The following is a 22,429-nucleotide window of genomic DNA, read 5'->3' on the forward strand; positions in this document are numbered from 1 at the left end:
CAGGCCCAGGCGCGCCCGCGCGGCAGGCTGCGGCGCCTGCTGCGCGCCGCGCCGTACCTGGCCGCGATCGCGGTGATCGGCGTGTTCGCCGCCAACCTGGCCTGGCGCGCGTCCGGTTCCAATCAGTGGCAGCTGGAACTGGAGAAAAACGGGGTCAAGGTGTATTCGCTGAAGTCGCCGGGCGCCTACAACAAGCAGTACAAGGCGGTGATGCGCGGCAAGTACACGCTCAACCAGCTGGTCGGCGGCTTGATCGAGAATTCCACCGAGGAGAACTGCAGGCAGCACATCCCCGGCTGCCTGCAGGTGCAGGTGATCCGGCCGTGGAACCCGCGCACGATGTCCGACACCGTGCTGTGGAAGCTGCAGATGCCGCCGCCGTTCGCGCCGCGCGAGTCGGTGATCCGCTCGCAGGTGTCGCAGGATCCCAAGACCCTGGCGGTCACCGTCGACGTCATCGCCGCGCCCAACGCCATCGCCCGCAATCCCGGCGCGGTGCGCCTGACCCATATGCAGAATCAGTGGCTGTACACGCCGCTGGGCGACGGCGAGGTCGAGATCCAGTTCCTGCAGGACATCGACATGGGCGGTTTCTTCCCGGCGATCCTGCTGAACCTGGCCGGCGCGCAGCAAACCTATATGTTCATCCACGACCAGTTGCCCGGGCTGCTGGCCATGCCCGCGGTCAAGCAGGCGCGCTACGACTTCATCCAGGAGGCTCGCTGATGTCCGCCGCCAGCATCGCCGGCGCGCCCAGGCCGCGCCGTTTCACCCTCAAGAAAGCCGCGAAATTCCTGCTGTTCGGCTGCGCCGGACTGATCGTCCTGGGCTGGATCGCCAGCGCCGCCTGGACCGCGTCGGGCGACGACCAGTGGAAGCTGGAGATCGACAAGGACGGCGTGCAGGTCTATTCGTACAAGGCGCCGGGTTCGTTCCTCAAGCAGTTCAAGGGCGTGCGCACCGCCAGGTACAGCCAGAGCCAGATCGCCGCGGCGCTGCTGCTGGACAACGACAGCCTGGACAACTGCCGCGCCTGGATCCCGATCTGCACTGACCTGAAGGTGGTCGAGCGCTACGATCCGCGCATGCAGGGCGATGCGATCCTGTGGACGCTGACCTTGCCCGGCCCGTTCGCCCAGCGCGAGTTCCTGATCAAGACCCACGTCGAACAGGATCCGGCCGACAGGAACGTCTATATCGACGTGATGGCCGACGCGCACAAGCGCCCGCTCGACGATTGCTGCCTGCGCATCGTCCACATCCACAACCGCTGGCGACTCGCGCCCAAGGGCAACGGCGAGATCGAGATCCAGCTGACCCAGGACAACAGCATGGGCGGGTTCTTCCCCGAGCTGCTGGTGAACCTGACCACGGCCCAGGCCACCCACCAGTTGCTGAGCCAGCAGTTGCCGGCGCTGGTGGAGAAGGACCGCTACCGCAACGCCCGGTTCGATTTCATCGCCGAACCCGGCGCGCCCGCGGCCGTCGCCGCGCGCTGAGCCCGCGCCGGCGCGCCATACGCCGGCAACCCCGCACCGACCTTCAGGCCGCGGCCTTCGCCGCCGCGGTTTCGTCCGCCTGCGGCCCGAAAACCCGCTTTTCCGCCGGAATTCGCGCTTTTCGCGCGATCCCGGCCGCATCCGACCGGCTCCCCACACCGCTGCGAGGCAGACACAGATGGACTGGATTACCGAACGCTTCCAACATTTCGGTTCGCGCCCGATCGCGGTCGACGCGGACGGCGAAGTCGGCTACGACGAGTTCGTCTCGCGCATCGCGCGCTGGCGCCAGGCGCTGGTGCGCTGGCAGGTGCGCGCCGGCGACCGGGTCGGCCTGGTCGCCGACTACCACATCGACACGGTCGCGCTGCTGCAGGCGCTGCTGCTGCAAGGCTGCATCGTGATCCCGCTGGCCGAGGACGACCGCGCCCAGTTCGATGAGCGCCTGGCCACGGCCTGCGCGACCAAGCTGCTGACGGTGGCGAGCGAAGGGCCGATCACCCCGGCCACGACCCGCTGCCGCGACCTCAGCGCCTGCGATTCGACCCTGCACGCGCTGCTCAAGCCGATGATCGCCGCCGGCCGCGCGGGCTTCGTGATCTTCACCTCCGGCAGCACCGGCAAGGGCAAGGCGGTGCTGCTGGACTTCGAGCGCATGACCGCGAAGTTCCGCGACAAGGTCCGCGCCGGCATGCGCACGTTGCTGTTCCTCAAGCTCGACCACATCGGCGGGCTCAACACGCTGCTGTCGGTGATCTTCAACGGCGGCACCATCGTCACCAGCCCGAGCCGCCAGGCCAAGGACATCTGCGCGACGATCGAGCGCCACGCGGTCGAGCTGCTGCCGACCACGCCCTCGTTCCTGACCATGCTGCTGATGTCGCAGGTCCATCGCGAGCACGACCTGTCCTCGCTCAAGGTCGTCACCTACGGCACCGAGGTCATGCCCAACTCGACCCTGGCCAGCCTGCACCGCACCTTCCCGAACATCGCGTTGAAGCAGACCTACGGCCTGTCCGAGCTCGGCATCCTCGCCACCCAGTCGCGCGATTCCTCGTCCAGGTGGATGAAGATCGGCGGCGAAGGCTTCGAACTGAAGGTGCGCGACGGCACCCTGTGGATCCGCAGCGAGCAGGCCATGCTCGGCTATCTCAACGCGCCCAGCCCGTTCGACGAGGAGCGCTGGTACAACACCGGCGACCGGGTCGAAGTGGATGGCGATTACTTCCAGATCCTCGGCCGCGAATCGGAAATCATCAACGTCGCCGGCGAGAAGGTGTTCCCGATCGAGGTCGAGAGCTTCCTGCTGACCCTGGACAACGTGCGCGACGTGGTCGTGCGCGAGAAGCGCAGCCCGGTGGTGGGGCAGATGATCTGGGCCGAATTCGTGCTCGACCGCGCCGAGGAACCGGCCGAGTTCAAGCGCCGGGTGATCGCCCAGTGCCAGGGCCAGCTGGCGCCGTTCAAGGTGCCCGGCTTCATCACCATCGCCAGCGCCGACAGCCTGGTCGGTTCGCGCTTCAAGAAGATCCGCAAGCTGGCCGCGCCGGCTTCCAACGATGCCGCGCGCGAGGGTGCGGCGCCCAACGACATCGCGCCGGCCGAGGCCGTGGCCTGAGCGCGCACAAGGACATCGCATGAGCCAGATCGAAATCAATCCGCGCAAGGTGGTGGTGGTCAGCGGCGGCAGCAAGGGGCTGGGACTGGACATCTGCCGCAGCCTGCTGGCGCTGGGCTACCGCGTCGCCACCTTCAGCCGCAAGCGCACCGCCGAGGTCGAGGCGCTGTCGCAACGCCATCCCGACGACTTCCATTGGGAAGCCGTCGACATCGCCGAAGACGCGCAATTGGCCGGTTTCCTGCAGCGCGTGCGCCAGCGCCTGGGCCGGGTGGGGTATCTGGTCAACAGCGCCGGCATGGCCCACGAAGGCCTGCTGACGATGATGAAGGGCCGCGACGTCGAACGCATGCTGCAGGTCAACCTCGGCGGCGCGATCAATCTTTCCCAGGGCTGCGCCAAGCAGATGATGGTCGGCGGCGCCGGCGTCATCGTCAACGTGTCCTCGGTGGTCGGCGTGCGCGGCTTCAAGGGCGTCGGCGCGTACAGCGCGACCAAGGCCGCGCTCGACGGTCTCACCCGCAGCCTGTCCAAGGAACTCGGGCCGATGGGCATCCGGGTCAACTCGGTCGCGCCGGGCTTCATGGAAACCGAGATGACCTCCGAACTGACCGAGCAGCAGAAGAACCGGATCATCCGGCAGACCCCGCTGGGGCGCCTGGGCACGGTCGAGGACGTGTCCAGCGTGGTCGCCTTCCTGCTCTCCGACGCATCCCGATTCGTGACCGGCCAGACCTTCGTGGTCGATGGCGGCCTTACCGTCTGAGGAGACGACAGCATGAGCAACGACAGCAAAGAAACCGTCCTGCGTACCCTGCGCGCCGTGGCCGAACAGCGCGGCATCGCCTTGCCGGCGCTGCGCGAGGACGCCGAGATCGTCGACGAACTCGGCTTCACCTCGCTCGCGGTCGCGGCCTTGATCGCCAACCTGGAAGAGGAACTGGGCGTGGACCCGTTCCAGGACGAGGACGTGATGATCACCGACATCCGCACCGTCGCCGACCTGTGCCGAGTCTACGAGAACGCGCTGGCGCGCGTGCGCTGAGCGCGCCCGAGGTTCCGCTTCAGCTACCGCCTGTACCGCGCCGCGGCGCGACCGAATCCGCCTGAGAAACGCACGCATGAAGATCAATCGCGAGGATGTCGCCGTCATCGGTCTGTCCGGCCGCTTCCCCGGCGCGGCCGATACGGCCGAGTTCTGGGACGGCCTGTGCGCCGGCCGCGACGCCATCCGCGCGCTCGACGATCAGGCGCTGCGCGCGGCCGGCGTGGCCGAGGCGGAGCTGTCGGATCCGGACTACGTCAAGGCCGGCGCGCCGCTGGACGGGGTGGAGCTGTTCGACGCGGGGTTGTTCAAGGTGTCGCCGCTGGAAGCGGAGCTGATGGATCCGCAGATCCGGCTGCTGCTGCAATGCGCCTGGGAAACCCTGGAAGACGCCGGCTACGGCGGGCGCGAGCCGCGCCGGATCGGCGTGTTCGCCGGCGCCGGCGGCGTGGGCACCAGCTATTTCTCGCATTACGTCAACCGCCTGGGCCGGTTCGAGAAGATCACCGCCAGCCCGACCCATCTGGGCAACGACAAGGATTTTCTCGCCACCTATCTGTCGTACAAGCTCAACCTGACCGGCCCGAGCATGACCGTGCAGACGGCGTGCTCGACCTCGCTGGTGGCGCTGCACCAGGCGCGCCTGAGCCTGATGGCGGGCGAGTGCGACATGGCCCTGGCCGGCGGCGTCAGCGTGCGCGTGCCCAACGGCCACGGCTATCGCTACAAGGACGGCTACATCTTCTCGCGCAGCGGCCGGGTGCGCAGCTTCGACGCCGGCGCCGACGGCGTGGTGTTCGGCAGCGGCATGGGCCTGGTGCTGATCAAGCGCCTGAGCGATGCGCTGCGCGACGGCGACCCGGTGCGCGCGGTGATCAAGGGCTCGGCCATCGGCAACGACGGCAAGGGCAAGATGAGCTACGCCGCGAGCAGCGCGCGCGGGCAGATCGCCTGCATCCGCGCGGCGCTGGCCGACGCCGGCGTCGACGCGGCCAGCATCGGCCTGGTCGAGGCGCACGGCACCGGCACGGCGATGGGCGACCCGGAGGAGGTCAAGGCCTTGTCCGCGGCGTTCCGCGAGGACACCGACGCCAAGGGCTACTGCGCGCTCGGCGCGGTCAAGGCCAACATCGGCCATCTGGAAGCGGCGGCCGGCATCGTCGGCTTCATCAAGGCCGCGCTGGCGGTCGAACGCGGCGTGATTCCGCCGCTGTTGCATTTCCAGCAGGCCAATCCGCGGATCAAGTTCGACGCCACGCCGTTCTTCGTCAACACCCAGGCGCAGCCGTGGCTACAGAAGGGGCCGCGCCGCGCCGCGGTCAACAGCCTCGGCGTGGGCGGCACCAACGCCTTCGTGGTGCTGGAACAGGCGCCGGCGCGCAAGCCCGCGGCCAAGCGCCGCGCCGCCGCGGCGCCGGCGCTGGTGCCGATCTCCGCGTGCAGCGATGACAGCCTGCGCGAGTACGCAGCGCGGCTGGCCAGGTTCATCGCCCGCGCGCAGGCCGACAAGACGCCGCTGGACTTGAGCGAGCTGGCTTGCACCTTGCAGGTCGGTCGCGAAACCTTGGCGCAGCGCGCCGCGTTCGCGGTGTCGTCGCTGGCGCAGTTGCGCGAGCGGCTGGATGCGTTCGCCGCGGGCGGCGAGGGCGACGCGGCCGCCGATCTGCCGGCCTTGGCCGCGCAGTGGCTGGCCGACGGCAATGCCGATTGGGATTCGCTGTATCCCGGCGGGCGCCCGCGCCGGATCGGCCTGCCGACCTACGTGTTCGCGCGCGAGCGTCACTGGATCGACGAGGCGCCGGCGGCGCCGGCGCGGGCGATGCTGCATCCGTTGCTGCACGCCAACACCTCCGACCTCGCCGAGGTCCGCTACAGCTCGCTGTTCCACGGCGACGAATTCTTCCTGCGCGACCATCGCGTGCGCGGCGGCGAAGAGCAAAGCTCGCCGGTTTTGCCTGGCGTGGCCTATCTGGAAATGGCCCGCGCAGCGCTGGCCCAGGCCGGCGTTGGTGGACAGGCTTGGGAACTGCGCGACGTAGTCTGGCTGCAATCGGCGACGATCAGCGGCGAGCGCCGCCTGGACCTGGCGCTGATCGCCCACGCCGAAGCGCGCGTGGATTTCGAAGCCTACGGCGAGCCCGACACCATCCATTGCCAGGGCCGCGCGTTGGCCTGCGAGGAGGCGGCGCCGCCGCGCCTGGATCTCGACGCTGCGCGCTCGACCAGCGCGCAGCAGCGTTGGGACCACGACGCGGTCTACGCCGCGTTCGCCGAGATGGGCCTGGACTACGGCCCGGCGCACCGGCCGATCGTCGAGCTGCAGCGCGGCGGCGGCGAAGCGCTGGCACGGCTGCGCCTGCCGGCCGCGCAGGAGGCCGATGCCGGCCAGTTCGGCCTGCACCCAAGCCTGCTCGACGGCGCGCTGCAGGCCGCGACCTGGCTGCTGATCGATCCCGACGATGCGCCGGAGCGGCCGCTGGTGCCGTTCGCGCTGGCCTCGTTGCGCCAGTATTCGGCGCTGCCGAGCGAACTGCATGTGGTCGCGCGGCGCGCGCCGGGCGAGGGCGGCGCGCTCGATCTGGATCTGTGCGACAGCGATGGCGCGGTATGCGCGAGCTTGCGCGGTTTCCTCGCCCGGCCGTTCGGCAAGAGCGCCCATTCCAGCCTGCGCGCGACCCGCGTCTGGCAGGAGGCGGCGGCGCAGCCGGCGCCCGCGCGCGAGGCCCTGCGAACGGTGATCTGCGGCTTGCCGCAGATCGATCCGGCCGCGATCGATCCGCGGGCACAAGCCGTGGCGCTGGATCCGCAGGCCGATCAAGCGCAGCGTTACACCGCGCTGGCGCAGCACTGCCTGGGCGAACTCAAAGCCGTGCTCAGCGCGCGGCCGCGCGGCGAAGCGGCGTTCCAGGTCGTGGTGCCGGACCGCGGCGAAGACGCCTTGCTGCTCGGCCTGTCGGGCATGCTGCTCAGCGCCGGCGCCGAGAATCCGCGTCTGCGCGCGCAGTTGATCGCGGTGGATCCCGCCATCGACGCGCCGGCCCTGGCCGCGCTGCTGCGCCGCGAGCGCGAATCCGCGCACGAGCCGCTGCTGCGCCTGCGCGCCGGCCGGCGCGAAGCGGCGCGCTGGCAACTGCTGCCGGAGCCGGCCGATGCCGGCGCCGACACCGCGCTGGCGCTGAAGCACGGCGGCACCTACCTGATCACCGGCGGCCTCGGCGGCCTCGGCCTGGTGTTCGCCCGCGACCTGCTGCGCCGTTGCCCCGGCGTGCGCGTGCTGCTGGGCGGCCGCGCCAGCGCGGAAGCGGTGCGCGAATCGCCGCGGCAGGCGGCGCTGGACGCGCTGCGCGGCGAAGGCCTGCAGGTCGAATACGTCCAGCTCGACCTCGACGACGCGGCCGCGCTGCGCGAGCGCCTGCACGCGCTGGCCGCGCGCTACGGCCGCATCGACGGCATCGTGCACAGCGCCGGCGCCATCGCCGACGGACTGATCGCGACCCAGCCGCTGGACGCGCTGGACGCGGTGCTGGCGCCGAAGGTGCGCGGGACGTTCAACCTCGACGCCGCCAGCGCCGAACTGGATCTGGACTTTATCGCCCTGTTCTCGTCGCTGTCGGCGGCGCTCGGCAACGCCGGCCAGGCAGGTTATGCCGCCGCGAACGGCTTCCTCGACGAATTCGCCGGACAGCGCAATCGCCTGGCCGCGGCCGGCGCGCGGCGCGGCCACACCTTGGCCATCGCCTGGCCGTACTGGCGCGAAGGCGGCATGCGCCTGGACGCCGACGGCGAAGCGGCCTTGAGCGCGAGCACCGGCGTGCGCCCGCTGCGCAGCGCCACCGGCCTGCGCCTGTTCCACCGCAGCCTGGCCGAAGGCCGCGAGCGCGTGCTGGTGATGGACGGCGACAGCGCGCGCATGCGCGCCGCGCTCGGCCTCGACGCCGCGCCCGCGCGGCGCGCCGCCACGGTCGATGCAAGCGCCATCGTCGCCACCGCGCCGGCCGGCGACCTGCACGCGCTCGCGCAGCGCCTGCTGTGCGAACGCATGGCCGACCTGCTCAAGTTGCCGGCGCAGCGATTGGACCCGGCCGCGCCGCTGGAAGACTACGGCATCGATTCGATCCTGGCGCTGGACCTCACCCGCCTGCTCGAAGCCAGCTTCGGCGCGCTGCCGCGCACCCTGTTCTTCGAATACCTCAGCATCGCCGAACTGGCCGGCTATTTCGCCCGCGAACACGCCGACACGCTGCGCCGGCTCGATGCCGGCGACGCGGCGCAGGCGCCGGCGACGACGCAGCCCGCGCCGAGCGAATCCACCCCGCGCGCGGGTGCCGCCAGCCTGCGCCGTCCCGCGCTGCGCGCCGCCGCCGACAGCGCGGGCGCGAACCGCTACGCGGACGAGCCCATCGCCATCGTCGGCCTCAGCGGCCGCTACCCGCAAGCGCGCGATCTCGATGCGTTCTGGCGCAACCTGCGCGACGGCCGCGACTGCATCGAGGAAATCCCGGCCTCGCGCTGGAACTGGCGCGACTACTACAGCGAGGACCGCAGCGTCCCCGGCCGCCACTACAGCAAGTGGGGCGGCTTCATCGAGGGCGTGGACGAGTTCGACGCGCGCTTCTTCAACATCGCCCCGATCGAGGCCGAACTGCTCGACCCGCAGGAACGCCTGTTCCTGGAACACGCCTGGATGGCGATCGAAGACGCCGGCCTGACCCGCGCCGCGCTTCAGATCCCCGCCGGCGACGCCCGCGCGGCGCAGGAACTGGCCGGGCAGGTCGGCGTCTACGCCGGCGTGATGTACGGCGAATACCAGCTGATCGGCGCGGAAAACAGCCTGCGCGGCAAGCGCATGGGCTTCGCCAGCAACCCGGCCAGCGTCGCCAACCGGGTGTCGTACGCGCTGAACCTGCACGGCCCGAGCATGACCGTGGACACGATGTGCTCGTCCTCGCTCAGCGCGATCCACCTGGCCTGCCAGGACCTCAAGCTCGGCCGTACCGACGCGGCCATCGCCGGCGGCGTCAACGTCACCGTGCATCCCAACAAGTACCTGATGCTCAGCGCCGGCCAGTTCATCTCCGGCGACGGCCATTGCCAGAGCTTCGGCGAAGGCGGCGACGGCTATATCCCGGGCGAGGGCGTCGGCGCAGTGGTGCTCAAGCGTTTGTCGGACGCGCAGCGCGACGGCAACCGCGTCTACGGCCTGATCCGCGGCAGCGCGCTCAGCCATGGCGGCAAGACCAACGGCTATACCGTGCCCAATCCGCAGGCGCAGGCCAGCGCGATCCGCCAGGCGCTGCGCGAGTCGGGCCTGCCGGCGCGGCGCATCGGCTATGTCGAAGCGCACGGCACCGGCACCAGGCTCGGCGATCCGATCGAGATCGCGGCGCTGACCAAGGTGTTCCGCGAGAGCAGCGGCGACAGCGGTTTCTGCCTGATCGGCTCGGCCAAGTCCAACATCGGCCATTGCGAGGCCGCGGCCGGCATCGCCGGCTTGACCAAGGTGTTGCTGCAATTGCAGCACGGCCAGATCGTGCCGTCGCTGCATTCGGCCAGGCTCAATCCGCATATCGACTTCGCCGCCACGCCGTTCGTGGTCAACCAGGGCCTGCGCGACTGGCCGGCGCCGCTGCACGAAGGACGCGCGCTGCCGCGCGTGGCCGGCATCTCTTCGTTCGGCGCGGGCGGCTCGAATGCGCACCTGATCGTCGAGGAATACCTCGCGCCCGTATCGGCAACCGTGTCGGCGCCGGCGGCGGATGCGGCGCAGATGCTGCCGTTGTCGGCGCGCACCGCAGAACAACTGCGGCGCAAGGCCGCCGACCTGCTGGCGTGGCTGGAGCAGCCCGGCCGCGAAGTCGTGCTGGCCGATCTGGCCTATACCTTGCAGAGCGGCCGCGAGGCGATGGACGAGCGCATGGCCGTGATCGCCGATTCGCCCGCGCAGTTGCGCGAACGCCTGCGCGCCTGGCTCGACGGCGACGAGCGCGAGGTTCACCGCGGGCAGGCCAAGGCCAGCCGCGAGCGCCTGGCCGACGCCGTGCAGGGACTGGACCTGGCCGTCGCGCTGGCGCAATGGCGCGAGCGCGGCGAACATGCCGCGCCGCTGCGGTTGTGGGCGCTGGGCCTGGAACTGGACTGGGCGGCGCTGCGGCCGTTGGGCGCGGCTACGCGTCGTATGCTGGCGCTGCCGGCATACCCGTTCGCGCGCCAGCGCCATTGGATCGAACCGGTCGCGGCCGACAAGGCCGCGGCGCGTATCGACGCCTTGCATCCGCTGCTGCACAGCAACGAATCGGGCATCGACCGCTGCGCTTACTCGGCCCGTTTCGACGGCGACGAATTCTTCCTCGCCGCCGGCGCGCTCAGCGAAGCGGCCTGTCTGGAAATGGCGCGCGCCGCGGTCGCGCACGCGCTGGCGCCGTCGCGTCCGGGGTTGCAACTGCAATTGCGCGAGTTGGCCTGGGCGCAGCCGCGTCGGGCGCCGGTCGACGGGAGCTATCGGATCAGCCTGTTCGAGCCGCGCGGCGAGCGCGTGCGCTTCGAGATCCATAGCGGCGACGGCGCGGACGAAGTCGTGCACTGCCAGGGCGTCGCGGTTTACGTCGAGCCGATCAATGCCGACGCCATCGCGGCTGGCGCGACCGAGCTGGCCCTGCCGGCGGCGCTGGCCGGCGGACTGGGCGACTACGCGCTGCATCCGGCGCTGCTGCAAGCCGCGTTCGCCGCGGCCTCGGCGCAGGCGCCGCTCGGCCTGGATTCGCTGAGCGTGCTCGGCGCCGCCGCGGCGCCGTCGCGGCTGGCGCTGCGTCCCGCGAGCGGCGCTGCGCAAGCCTTCGATCTGGACCTGTGTGCGGCCGATGGCCGGGTGTGGGCGCAGTTGCGCGGATTGCGCTTCGCTGCGGCGACGGCCCGAGCCGGTTCGGACGCGACTGCCACTTTGCAAACGACCGTCGCAGCAACCCCTTCGGCCGCGGTTGTCGCCCCGGCCAATATCGCCCCGCGCCGCATAACCTTCGCCGCGCCGGCGCCCGCCGTGCTCGCCGCCGAGGTCGTCGATGCCGCACCGGCGAGCCTGGACAAGCCGCGCGCGATCGCGCTGGCGCCGGCCGCCGCCGCAGCGGGCTGGCCGGCCTCCGCGACGGCCAAGCCGCGCGTGAGCCTGTCCGCAGCGGGCGCCGCCATCGCGAGCGCGCCGCAATCGCCGTTGCGCGGGGACATCGCGCTGTTCGATGAAGGGCAGGGCGTGTTCGCGCTGCATCTGCACGGCGGCCGTGGCTTCGACGCCGAGGCGGCGGCGACGCTGGCCCAGGCGCTGCGCGCCGCCGCCGCCGAGCCATCGCTCAAGGCCTTGCTGGTGCTGGCGGCGCCCGGCGCGCTCGCCGGCGGCGACGCCGCCGTGCACGCGGCCGCGCTGGACGCCGGGCTGTATCGGGCCGCCGCCGAGTTCCCGTATCCGCTGATCGCCGCATTGCGCGGCGACGCCGACGGCCCGGGTCTGCTGTTCGCTGCGCTGGCCGACGCGCTGGTCTGTGCCGAGCAAGGCCGCTACGCGCTGGCGTCGAACGAGCGCGGCCTGCCGCCGCGGTTCGCGCGCGAACTGGCGCGCCTGCGCTTCGGCCGCGCCCTGGCCGACGATCTGTTGCTGCGTCCGCGCGGCGCGCTCGGCCGCGAACTGGCGCAGGCAGGTTGGACCTGCAGCGTGCTCGCCGCCGACGCGGTGGAGGCGCACGGTCGCGCCTTCGCCGCCGATCTGGCCGCCAAGTCGGCGAGCGCGCTGGGCTTGCTCAAGCAGGAACTCGCCGCGCCTTTGCTTGAAGCCGCTTGCGCCCTGGCGCCGATCGACGCGGCCTCGGCCGGCTCGGAACCCGAACTCGCGGACGCCGCCGCGCCGGAGCTTCCGGCTGCCGCGCAAGGCATCCGCGCGTATCCGCTCGACGCCGGCGTGATGGCGCTGGAAGTGCGCGCGCAAGCCGGCGCGGCTTGGACCGACGAGGTCCGTCGTCTGCTCGCCGCGCTCGCGGCGGACGTCGCTTGCCGCGGCGTCGTGCTCGCCTGCGTGGACGCGCTGCCGGCGCCGTCGGCAGAGCAGGACGCATTCGCTTCGTTGCAGGCCCTGGCCGAGGCCGTGGCCGCGCTCGACCGCCCGGTGATCGCCGCGTTGCCCGCCGGTGCCGACGGTGCCGCGTGGCTGGCGGCATTGCTGTGCGACGGCGTGGTGTACGCGCAGGACGCCGGCTACGACGCGCACGGCCTGTTCGACGACGCCGCGCTCGCCGCGCCGGCGCTGAGCGTCTTCGCCGCCCGTCTTGGCGAAGCGCCCGCGCGGCGCCTGCTGCTGGGTGGGCTGCGCCTCGACGGCGCCGCGCTCGCGCGCGAGGCCCAGGCCGTGCGCGCGGCGCCGGCGAGCGAAGCCATCGCCGACGCCGGACGCCTGGCGGCCGAACTGGCGCAATGGCCGCGCGCCGAACTGGCGCTGTGGAAGCGCGCCGAAACCGCGCTGTTCGCGCAGGCGACCACGCAGGCCACGGCCGAGCAATCCGCGCAGGATGAGGGCGAACCCGCCGCCGGCGCGATCGACCTGGATTCGCAGGCGATCTCGGCGCGATGGCACCCGGGTGGCGTGCTGGAAATCGGTATGCACGACCGCTCGTCGCGCAACATGTTCTCGCCCGAATTCTCGCGAGGCCTGCGCGCAGCGTTCGCCCACGCCGAATCGCCGGCCTGCCGCGCGGTCGTGCTGAGCGGCTTCGAACGCTATTTCGCCGCCGGCGGCACCCGCGACACCTTGCTGGCGATCCATCAGGGCCGCGCCCGTTTCACCGACGACAAGGTGTTCGAACTGCCGCTGCGCTGCCCGGTGCCGGTGGTCGCGGCGATGCAGGGCCACGCGGTCGGCGCCGGCTGGGCGCTGGGCATGTATGCCGACGTGGCGCTGTTCTCCAGCGAAAGCCGCTATTTCAGCCCGTACATGGGCTATGGCTTCACTCCGGGCGCCGGTTCGACCCTGTTGTTCGCGCAGCGCATCGGCCGCGACCTCGCCCGCGAAAGCCTGCTGAGCGCGCGCGAATACGCCGGCGACGAACTGGTCGCGCGCGGCCTGCGCCAGCCGCTGAGCGCGCGTGCGCAGACCGTCGCCGAGGCGCTGGCGTTGGCGGCGCGCATCGCCCGCCTGCCGCGTGCGCGCCTGCTCGCGCTCAAGCGCGAATGGAACCGCGCACTGGAGGCGGGCCTGGAGCAGACCTATGCGCACGAACTGGCGATGCACGAGCGCACCTTCGTCGGCCAGGCCGAGACGCTGGCGCTGATCGAGCGCAGCTTCGCCGCGCCCGGCGAGGCGGCGGCCGTTCCGCTCGCCGCGGCATCGGCCGCCGCCGCCGCCGCCCCGCTCGCGCTCGCCGACATCGTCGCCGAGCTGCGCCGTTCGCTCGCGCACGAGCTGCGCCTGCCGGAAGAGGAGATCGGCGCGGACGAGGAGTTCGTCGTCCTCGGCCTGGATTCGATCACCGGCGTCACCTGGATTCGCCGCGTCAACGAGCGCTACGGCACCGCGATCGAGGCGATCCAGGTGTACAGCCATCCGACCCTGCAGCGGCTGGCGCAGCATGTGCGGTCGCTGGCCGTCGCTGCGCCGGCGCTCGCTCCGGCGCCCGCAGCGGCGGTCGCAAGCGAGCGCGATGCCGGCGCGGACGTCGCGGCCACCCTGCGGCGCCTGCTGGCCGAAGAGCTGCGCCTGTCCGAGCAGGACATCGGCGCGGACGAGCCGTTCGTCGACCTCGGCCTGGATTCGATCACCGGCGTGACCTGGGTACGGCGCATCAACGAGCGCTACGGCACCGCGATCGAAGCGGTGCAGGTCTACAGCCATCCGACCCTGGCGCGGTTGAGCGCGTTCGTCGCCGACAAAGCCGGCGCGCTCGCAGCGCCCGCGGACTGCGCGCCCGCACCGATCTCGGCGAACGCCGGCACCGCGCCGGACGCGCAACCGGACGCCGAGCCGGCCCGCGTCGTCCTCGCCGCACAAAGACACAACGCCCGCCGCAGCAGCGCCGCGTCCGCCGACGCCATCGCGGTGATCGGTATGTCCGGCCAGTTCGCCCAGGCGCGCGATCTGGAACAGTTCTGGGACAACCTCGCCAACGCGCGCGACTGCATCGCCGAAGTGCCGGCGCAACGCTGGGATCTGGCCCGCTACTACCAGCCCGGCGATGCGGTGCCGGGCAAGACCAACAGCCGCTGGCTCGGCGCGCTGGAGGATTACGACCGCTTCGATCCGGCGTTCTTCAACATCTCGCCGCGCGAGGCGCGCAGCATGGATCCGCAGCAGCGCCTGTTCCTGCAGGCCTGCTGGCACGGCATCGAGCACGCCGGCTACAACCCCAAGGCGCTGGCCGGCAGCAACTGCGGCGTGTTCGTCGGCTGCGCGGCCGGCGACTATCACCAGCTCTCGCGCCGCGAGCGCTTGAGCGGGCAGGGCTTCACCGGCGCGGCGCCGTCGATCCTGGCCGCGCGCATTTCCTATTTCCTCGACCTGCACGGGCCGAGCCTGGCGGTGGACACCGCCTGCTCGTCGTCGCTGGTGGCGCTTGCCAACGCTTGCGACAGCCTCGCCAGCGGCGCGACCGATCTGGCCCTGGCCGGCGGCGTCAACGTCATGGCCGGCCCGGCGATGCACATCATGACCGCGCAGGTCGGCATGCTCGGCGCCGGCGGGCGTTGCCGCACCTTCGACGCCGCCGCCGACGGCATCGCCCTGGGCGAGGGCGTCGGCGTGGTGGTGCTCAAGCGCCTGGCCGACGCCGAGCGCGACGGCGACTGCATCCACGGCGTAATCGAGGCCTGGGGCGTCAATCAGGACGGCCGCAGCAACGGCATCACCGCGCCCAATGCCGACGCCCAGGCGCGGCTGCAGGGCGAGGTGTATCGGCGCTTCGGCGTCGACCCGGCCGGCATCCAGCTGATCGAGGCGCACGGCACCGGCACCGCGCTCGGCGATCCGATCGAAGTGGCGGCGCTGAAGACCTCCTTCGCCGCGCACACCGCGCGCAGCGGCTACTGCGCGCTGGGTTCGGTCAAGAGCAACATCGGCCACTGCCTGTCCGCGGCCGGCGTGTCGGGCGTGCTCAAGCTGCTGCTGGCGCTGCGCCACCGGCAACTGCCGCCGACCCTGCATTTCTCCACGCTCAACCCGCACATCGCGCTCGACGGCAGTCCGTTCTACGTCAACGACCGTCTGCGCGAGTGGAACGTCGAAGCCGGTGCGCGCCGACGCGCCGCGATCAACGCGTTCGGCTTCAGCGGCACCAATGCGCACGCGGTGATCGCCGAATATCGGCCGCGACCGGCGGCCGCATCCGCGCGCGGCGCGGTGCTGGCGCCGCTGTCCGCGGCCACGCCGGAGCAGTTGCGGCACAAGGCGCGCGAGCTGCTGGTGCGGGTCGAGGCCGGGGTCGAAGACTTGGCATCGCTGGCGTACACGCTGCAAGTCGGACGCGAAGCGATGGGCGAACGCGCCGCTGTGGTCGCGAGCGATGCGGCGGGTCTGGCGCGCGGATTGCGCGTGCTGGCCGAAAGCGACGATGCGGCCGCGCTGCGCGCCGCCGGTGTACTGCGCGGCCGCGCGGGCACGGACAAGGACACCCTGGCCGCGTTCGCCGCCGAGCCGGATTTCCAGCGCATGCTCGAGCGCTGGATCGACGGCGGCGAACTGGCGCGCCTGGGCGAGCTGTGGGTCAAGGGGCTGGCGCTGGACTGGCGCCGCTTCCATGCCGCCGGCGCGCCGCGGCGGATGGCCTTGCCGCTGCATCCGTTCGCGCGCGAACGCTATTGGATCGAGGCCGAAGACGAAGCCGCTGCGCCAATGCCGCCGGTCGCGCCGGCCGCACCGCTCGCCGAGCCGGCTGCGGTGCAGACGACGCACGCGGCTGCGGCCACGTTCGTCGCCGAAGCCGCCGACCCGGCCCGCAACGACGCCGCTGCGTTGGAACGACTGCAGGCGCAGCTGCGCGAGAGCCTTGCCGAGGCCTTGTTCATGCGTGCGGCCGAGATCGGCCTGGACAAGCCGTTCAACGAACTCGGGCTGGATTCCATCGTCGGGGTGGAGTGGGTCAATGCGCTGAACCGGCAACTGGGCTGCGAACTGTCGGCCACGCGCATCTACGACTATCCCAGCGTGCGGGCGCTGGCGACGTATCTGCTTGCGGCTGCGCCGTCGGCGAAGACGGCCGCGGTCGCGGCGGCGACGGCGATGGCGCCGGTCGCGGCGACGCTGCGGGCTGCGCCCGCCGCGTTGCGCGAGGAACTGCGCGAGAGCCTCGCCGAAGCGCTGTTCATGCGTCCGGCCGATATCGGCTGGAGCAAGAGCTTCGCCGAGCTGGGCCTGGATTCCATCGTCGGGGTGGAGTGGATCAAGAATATCAACCGCCGCTACGGCACCGCGCTGTCCGCGACCCGGGTCTACGACTATCCGAGCATCGACCTGCTGGCGGCGTTTCTGGCCGAACAGACCGGCGCGGTCGGCGCCGCCGCCGTCGTCGAAGCGCCCGCGCCGGCCGCTGCGCCGCAGGCGCCGGCCCGCGCCACCGACGAACTCCAGCGCGAGCTGCGCGACAGCCTCGCCGAGGCCTTGTACATGCGCCCCGGCGACATCGGCCTGGACAAGTCGTTCACCGAGCTGGGGCTGGACTCCATCGTCGGCGTGGAGTGGATGAAGCAGGTCAACCAGCGCTACGGCACCCAGATCGCCGCGCTGCGGGTCTACGACTACCCCAGCGTCCGCTCGCTGGCGGCGCATCTGCTCGAACACCTGCCGGCCGCGCCGGCCGCGGCCTTGCGCGCGCATGCGCCGGCGCGCAGCGCCGAGGCCGCCGCCGGGGTGTTCGCGCCGCTCGCCACGCCGGCCGCGCCGAGGTCCGATTACTTCGGTGCGGGCGAACGCAGCGGCGATTTCGCCGCCGACGGCGAGCTGTCGCTGCTGTACCGGATCGCCCCGGAGCGCAACGTCGGCCTGCGCGAGCACGTAGTGTTCGGCCGCCATTTGCTGCCTACCGATGCCTATGTCGAACTGCTGCTGGCCGCGTTCGCCGAACATTTCGGCGATACCGCTGTGGCGCTGCGCGATCTGGCGCTGGCCAATCCGCTGCTCGGCGAACCCGGCAGCGAACGCCGCCTGCGGCTGACCTTGCGCCGCCACGCCGAAGGCCTGCAGTGCTTCGTGCGCTCGTCCGCCGCCGCGGACGGCGGCGACGAAACCCTGCATCTGAGCGGCCTGCTGGTGCCGGCCGACGCGACCGCGCCGGTTGCGCTGCGCCGCGAGTTCGCGGTCGAGCGACGCCTGGCGCGCAGCGAGATCGCCACCAACGCCGGCGACTGCTACGCGCCGCTGCACGAACTCGCCTTCGGCGCCGATGCCGCGTCCGGCCGCATCCGCAGCGCAGCTGGCGCACGCTTCCACGCCGATCCCTTCGCGCTGTACGGCGCGTTGTGCACGGCGATCAACGCCGCCGGCCATATCGCCGCGCAGCGCTACGGCGCCCACGACGACCAGTTCCTGCCGCACCGCCTCGGCCGCGTCGTGGTCGCCGCCGGCGCGGCCGAAGCCAGCGACTTGCACAGCCACGCCGAACTGCGCCGCGCCGAGGCCGACGCGCTGGAGTTCGACGTCGAACTCAGCGACGCCGCCGGCCGGGTGCGCGCGCGCCTGGACGGGCTGGTGCTGCGCCGGGTCGGCCGCGCCGCGTTGCAGCGCCGCGACATCGTGCGTCGCGAATCAACGAACGCGTTGCCGGCGCCTCGCGCCGTCGCGGCCGCGAGCGAAGCGCGCAACGCCGACAAGATCGCCATCGTCGGCATGTCCTGCCGGTTCCCGAAGAGCGAAGACCTGGACGCGTTCTGGGACAACCTCGCCCAGGGCCGCGACTGCATCGGCGAGATCCCGCCGCAGCGCTGGGCCGGGCAGGGCGACTGGTTCCATCCGGACCCGCGCCACCCGCGCACCTCGTACTCGAAGTGGGCCGGCCTGCTCGACGACATCGCCGCGTTCGATCCGCTGTTCTTCGGCATCTCGCCGGCCGAGGCCGAGCTGATCGACCCGCAGCAGCGCATCTTCCTGGAGCAGTGCTGGAAGGCGATCGAACACGCCGGCTACGCGCCGGGCGCGCTGTCGGGGCAGGCCTGCGGCGTGTACGTGGGCTGCGCCGCGGGCGACTACGCGCGGGTGCTCGGCGCGGCCGGCCAGGACGGCGCGGGCGCGGCGTTCATGGGCACCTCCAGCGCGATCCTGGCCGCGCGCATCGCCTATTTCCTCAACCTCAAGGGCGCGGCGCTGGCGGTGGACACGGCCTGTTCGTCGTCGCTGGTCGCGCTGCACCTGGCCTGCGAGAGCATCCGCAGCGGCGAGAACGCCTGGGCGCTGTGCGGCGGCATCAACCTGCTGACCACGCCGATCGGCCACGTGCTGACCTCGCAGGTCGGCATGCCCTCGCGCGACGGCCGCTGCGCCGCGTTCGACGCCTCCGCCGGCGGCATCGTGTTTTCCGAAGGCTGCGGCGTGGTGCTGCTGAAGTCGCTGGCGCAGGCGCAGGCCGACAACGACCGCATCCTCGGCGTGATCGAGGGCTCGGGCATCAACCAGGACGGCAAGACCAACGGCATCACCGCGCCGAGCGCGCAGGCGCAGGAGCGGCTGCTGAGCCAGGTCTACGCGCGTCACGGCATCGACCCGGCGCGGATCGGCTATGTGGAAGCGCACGGCACCGCCACCGCGCTCGGCGACCCGATCGAAGTCGATGCGCTGCGCACGGTGTTCGACCGCGCCGGCGCGGCCGCGGGCGGCTGCGCGCTAGGCTCGGTCAAGAGCAACATCGGCCACACCGGCTTCGCCGCCGGCGTGGCCGGGGTGATCAAGGTGCTGCTGTGCCTGCAACAGCGCGAGCTGGTGCCGACCGTGCATTACACGAAGGCCAATCCGCATATCCGCTTCGAGGATTCGCCGTTCTACGTCAATACCGAGCGCCGCGACTGGCGCAGCGACAGCCGTCGCCTGGCCACGGTCAGCTCGTTCGGCTTCAGCGGCACCAATGCGCACGTGGTGATCGGCGAGCACGTCGCCGCCGAAGAGGCTGCGCCCGCGGCCGGGCCGGCGCTGCTGCCGCTGTCGGCGCGCAGCGCGGCGCAGTTGCGCGCCAAGGCCGCCGATCTGCTGGCCTGGCTGCAGCGCGAGCCGGCGCCGGATCTGCAGCGCCTGGCCTACACCCTGCAGGTCGGCCGCGATGCGATGGAGCATCGCCTGGGCTGCATCGCCGCCGATGCGGAGCAGTTGCGCGCGCAGTTGCAGGGCTGGCTCGACGGCCGGCCGCGCGTGCCCGGACTGGAACACGGCCGCGCCGACGGCGAGGACCGCACCCTGGCGGTGTTCGCCGCCGACGAGGACATGCGCGCGGTGTTCGAGCAATGGATCGAGCGCGGCCAGCTGCCCAAGCTGCTGGAGCTGTGGGTGCGCGGCCTGGACATCGATTGGCGTCGCCTGCACCGCGGCCGCGCGCCGCGGCGGCTGTCGCTGCCGGACTATCCGTTCGCGCGCGACCGCTGCTGGGTGCAGCCGGTCGCGTCCGCGGCGGCTGCGGCGACGCAGGCGCGGCTGCATCCGCTGCTGCACCGGAACACCTCCGACCTGAGCCTGCAGAGCTACCGCAGCGGCTTCGACGGCAGCGAGTTCTTCCTCGCCGACCATCGCGTGCGCGGCCGCCGGGTGCTGCCGGCGGTCGCGCAACTGGAAATGGCGCGCGCGGCCTTCGCCGACGCCTTGCCGCTGAGCCAGGACGGCGCGCTGTTGGAACTGCGCCACGTCGCCTGGGCGCAGCCGCTGAGCGTGGACGGGCCGTGCGAGGTCGGCATCGCCGTCTACGCCGAGGACGACGGCGCGCTGGGCTTCGAGATCTACAGCCACGATGCCGACGCCGACGACGAAATCCTGCATTGCCAGGGCCGCGGCGCGGCGATCGCGGCGCCCGCGCCGGCGCCGCTGGACCTCGTCGCGCTGCGCCAGCGCATGCGCGCAGGCCGCAACGAGGCCGCCGCGTTGTATCCGCACCTGGCCGGCAAGGGGCTGGAGTACGGCCCGGCGTTCCAGGGTGTGGTCGCGATCGAACGCGGCGCCGGCGAAACCCTGGCCGAACTGCGGTTGCCGGGCGCGGCCGCCGGCGAGGGCTACGTGCTGCATCCGAGCCTGCTCGACAGCGCGCTGCAGGCCTCGATCCCGCTGATCGAGGCCGCGTCCGCCGGCGCCGTCGCGCTGCCGTTCGCCCTGGAATCGCTGCGCGCGTTCTCGCCGTGCGCGCCTCGCATGCACGCCTGGGTGCGCTACGCCGCCGACGGCGCGGCCGAACCGGGATCGGGCCGGGTGATCAAGGTCGACATCGATCTATGCGACGACGAAGGCGCGGTGTGCGTGCAGATGCGCGGCTTCGCGTCGCGTCCGCTGCCGCCGGACGCCCCCTGCGCCGACGAATTCAACGCCGCACAAGCCGTGGAACTGGGTTGAGCACATGAGCCAAGAACGGATGGGAACTGCGACCGAAGCAGGAATGAGCGATGCGGCTGCTACTGCGGACGACCGCGTGCTGATGGCCGCGCCGGTGTGGGCCGCGCAGTCCGTGAGCGCGGCGTCGACGTCGTCCGACGCGCATGCGGTGCTGCTGTACGGCTGGCCGCAGGCCATCGTCGCGGCGCTGCGTGCGGGCTGGCCGCAGATGCAGTGGATCGATCTGGGCGTGGGCGGCGATCGCGGCGATGCGGCTGTGGCCTACGCGCAGCTCGCGCGCGGCTGCCTGCAAGCGGTGCAGTCGCTGTTGCAGCGCAAGCCGATGCCGCGTACGCGAGTGCAGTTGGCCGTCGCCGACGGCGGCGACGCTGCGACGGCGACCGGGCTGGGCGGCTTGTTCTCCAGCGTCGGCCTGGAGAATCCCGACCTGATCGGCCAGGTGCTGTTGCTGCCCGCGGACAGCGACGCCGCCGCACTGGAAGCGATCCTGTGCCGCGAACGCGAGGCCGCGCCGGAACCGCTGCTGCGCCATGCCGGCGGCCAGCGCTGGGTAAGGCGCTGGGAGGTGCTGGATCCGGCGTCCGCGCATGCAGCCGACAGCCTGTTCAAGCACGACGGCACCTATCTCATCAGCGGCGGCCTCGGCGGCCTCGGCCGTTTGTTCGCGCGCGAGATCCTGTCGCAGTGCCCGGCCGCGCGCATCGTCCTGTGCGGACGCTCGCGGCCCGACGCCGCCGGCGAAAGCGCGCTGGCGCAGTGGCGCGAGAGCGGCGCGCGCGTGGATTACCTGCAGGCCGACATCGCCGACGAAGCGGCCTGCGAGCGCCTGATCGCGCAGATCCAGGCCGACGGCGGCCGCCTGCGCGGCATCGTCCATGCCGCCGGCGTGCTGCGCGACGATTTCGCGCTCAAGCTGAGCGCTCAGCGGCTCGACGAAACCCTGGCGCCGAAGGTCGCCGGCGCGGTCGCGCTGGATCGCGCCAGCCGCGCCGTGGATCTGGACTTCTTCTGCCTGTGCTCGTCGATCGCGGCCTGGGCCGGCAACCTCGGCCAGAGCGGTTACGCCGCGGCCAATGGTTTTCTCGATGCTTACGCGCAGCGCCGCGCTGAGCTCGCGGCGGCCGGCGAACGCCGCGGCCGCAGCCTCAGTATCGGCTGGCCGCACTGGCGCGACGGCGGCATGGGCACCGACGCCGCCAGCATGGCCGCGCTGCGCCAGCGCACCGGGCTGGGTTCGCTCGCCACCGCGCAGGCGATGCGCGCGTTCGCGCAACTGCTGGCGGCGGGCCCGGCGCAGGCGCTGGTGCTGTCTGGCGACGAAGCGGCGCTGCGCGCGGCGTTGCGCACGGCGGCACCGACCGTCGCGACGCCGTCGCGCGCCGAACCTGCGCCGCAGCAGGCCGCCGCCATCGACGACGCCGAGCTGGAGCGCCGCACGCGCGAGTTCCTGCGCGCCGAGTTCGCCGCCGTGCTCAAGCTGCCGGCCGAACGCATCGAGGCGCGCGCGCCGCTGGAGAAATACGGGATCGACTCGATCCTGGCGATGAGCCTGACCGCGCGCCTGGAAGCCAGCTTCGGCACGCTCGCCAAGACCTTGTTCTTCGAGTACTTGAGCCTGGACGAGCTCAGCGGCTACTTCCTGCGCGCCCACGCGGCCACGCTGCAGGCGATGTTCGCGCCCGCGGCGGCGGCACCCGCGGCGCCCGCCGCCGTGGCCGCAGCGGCGACGA

General features: G+C 72.0%; 7 protein-coding genes. All 7 read left to right on the top strand.

The features are described from left to right. Positions 1 to 726, top strand: a 726-nt coding sequence (locus A7A76_RS06370; protein ID WP_206410399.1) for a hypothetical protein, incomplete at its 5' end; no start/stop codon positions are given. Beyond that, complete coding sequence (locus tag A7A76_RS06375) at positions 726 to 1,499, top strand: hypothetical protein (protein ID WP_206410400.1); 774 nt, start codon at positions 726 to 728, stop codon at positions 1,497 to 1,499. The genes A7A76_RS06370 and A7A76_RS06375, both read left to right, overlap by 1 nt. Positions 1,500 to 1,677: 178 nt before the next feature. Next, entirely contained in the window at positions 1,678 to 3,117 is a 1,440-nt protein-coding gene (locus A7A76_RS06380; RefSeq protein ID WP_206410401.1) for a long-chain fatty acid--CoA ligase, read from the top strand. A gap of 19 nt (positions 3,118 to 3,136) precedes the next feature. Then, positions 3,137 to 3,883, top strand: coding sequence for an SDR family NAD(P)-dependent oxidoreductase (locus A7A76_RS06385; RefSeq protein WP_206410402.1), 747 nt, complete (start codon positions 3,137 to 3,139; stop codon positions 3,881 to 3,883). A 12-nt stretch (positions 3,884 to 3,895) separates the two neighbouring features. Continuing rightward, on the top strand, positions 3,896 to 4,162 hold the full coding sequence (locus A7A76_RS06390) for an acyl carrier protein (protein ID WP_096378593.1): 267 nt from the start codon (positions 3,896 to 3,898) through the stop codon (positions 4,160 to 4,162). Positions 4,163 to 4,238: 76 nt separating this feature from the next. After that, complete coding sequence (locus A7A76_RS06395) at positions 4,239 to 20,699, top strand: SDR family NAD(P)-dependent oxidoreductase (RefSeq protein ID WP_206410403.1); 16,461 nt, start codon at positions 4,239 to 4,241, stop codon at positions 20,697 to 20,699. A gap of 43 nt (positions 20,700 to 20,742) precedes the next feature. Continuing rightward, on the top strand, positions 20,743 to 22,429 hold a 1,687-nt coding region (locus tag A7A76_RS06400; protein ID WP_206410404.1), incomplete at its 3' end, for a beta-ketoacyl reductase.

Source organism: Lysobacter enzymogenes (assembly GCF_017168095.1).
In the GTDB taxonomy this organism is placed as follows: domain Bacteria; phylum Pseudomonadota; class Gammaproteobacteria; order Xanthomonadales; family Xanthomonadaceae; genus Lysobacter; species Lysobacter enzymogenes_D.

Coding starts and splice junctions, on each gene's coding strand:
- A7A76_RS06395 (WP_206410403.1), top strand. CDS start 4,239: ATGAAGATCAATCGCGAGGATGTCGCCGTCATCGGTCTGTCCGGCCGC.
- A7A76_RS06385 (WP_206410402.1), top strand. CDS start 3,137: ATGAGCCAGATCGAAATCAATCCGCGCAAGGTGGTGGTGGTCAGCGGC.
- A7A76_RS06380 (WP_206410401.1), top strand. CDS start 1,678: ATGGACTGGATTACCGAACGCTTCCAACATTTCGGTTCGCGCCCGATC.
- A7A76_RS06390 (WP_096378593.1), top strand. CDS start 3,896: ATGAGCAACGACAGCAAAGAAACCGTCCTGCGTACCCTGCGCGCCGTG.
- A7A76_RS06375 (WP_206410400.1), top strand. CDS start 726: ATGTCCGCCGCCAGCATCGCCGGCGCGCCCAGGCCGCGCCGTTTCACC.